This is a genomic window from Pararoseomonas baculiformis (genome assembly GCF_017813395.1).
In the GTDB taxonomy this organism is placed as follows: Bacteria; Pseudomonadota; Alphaproteobacteria; order Acetobacterales; family Acetobacteraceae; genus Roseomonas; species Roseomonas baculiformis.
Genome location: NZ_JAGIZB010000106.1, coordinates 1 through 1,105, shown reverse-complemented (window position 1 = coordinate 1,105; position 1,105 = coordinate 1). Strand labels below are relative to the sequence as shown.

Here is a 1,105-nt window from a genome sequence, read left to right as displayed (position 1 = left end):
GACCTTGTTGCATCGATCGAAGCGGTGGATGCATCTCTCCCGAGAGCCCTAATGATCAGGCGATGCGGACGTAATCTGGGCGACCCAGGTCCAACATGCGGTTCAGCACCTCGGCGGCGATGGCCACCTCGGTCGCTTGGCGTCCGTCCGTTTGCGAGCGCAGGCCGTCATCGATAACGCGCTTCCAGCGCGACACATCGGCCTCAACCAGGGCACGCCAGTTGTAGCCAGACGCTCTCTGCCAGCCCATGCGGCCGCGCTCAGCGATGGTCTGCAGATGGCGGTCGCGCGCGGTCGGCGCAGTCCTGGCCGACGCGCTTGGGACGGCGCTTGATCGGGGTGGGACGATGATCTCCGCCTCAGGGTGACGGGCCATAATCCCGACATGGATGTCGTCGCGGTCGTAAGCTCCATCAGCGGTGAGGGACGCGACAGGTCCGTCCACTCCCTCGAGCAGCGGGCCGACTTGCCCACCATCATCGGCATCGTGGCCTGTCAGCACCGACGCGACGATCCGCCCCGTGTCGGCGTCAGTGGCGAGATGCAGTTTGCGCCACGACCGGCGGCGTCGTGTTCCGTGCTTCTCCGTCAACCACTCGCCGGGACCGCAGAGCTTCAACCCCGTGCTGTCCACCAGCAAATGCAGGGGCGCTTGCCCCCCGCGGGGCCGCGGCACCTCGAGCGTCTCCGCCCGGCGGCTCAAGGTCGTGTGGTCGGGCACGGCAAGATCAATGCCCAGCAACTGCAGGATCGAGGCAATCAAGCCCTCTGTCTGGCGCAACGCCAGATGGAACACGGCACGCAACGTCAGCGCAGTCGCGATCGCCAGGTCCGAATAGGATGGCTGCCCGCCGCGGGTGGTCCGAGGCGCTGCCCGCCAGCCCTCAATGGCGTCCTCGGTGAACCACACCGTCAGGCTGCCACGAGAGCGAAGGCCCGCCTCATAGGTGGGCCAGTTCGTGACCCGATGCCGCTGCCGCGGGATCCTATGGCGCCGGTCCTTGTTCACTTTGAAGGGCAAGCGCGGTGTCCCTGTCGGTCATCGGGGCACCCCAGCCCCATCCCACCCTACCCCGGCCTCAGATCCGATTCATGCACCACGGTC

The 1,105-nt window shown here is 66.8% G+C and carries 1 protein-coding gene; it reads right to left on the bottom strand.

What is annotated here, in order from left to right; all coding sequences use genetic code 11:
* Positions 1–55: 55 nt before the first annotated feature.
* Positions 56–1,021, bottom strand: coding sequence for an IS5 family transposase (locus J8J14_RS24780; RefSeq protein WP_209382207.1), 966 nt, complete (start codon positions 1,019–1,021; stop codon positions 56–58).
* Positions 1,022–1,105: the final 84 nt, after the last annotated feature.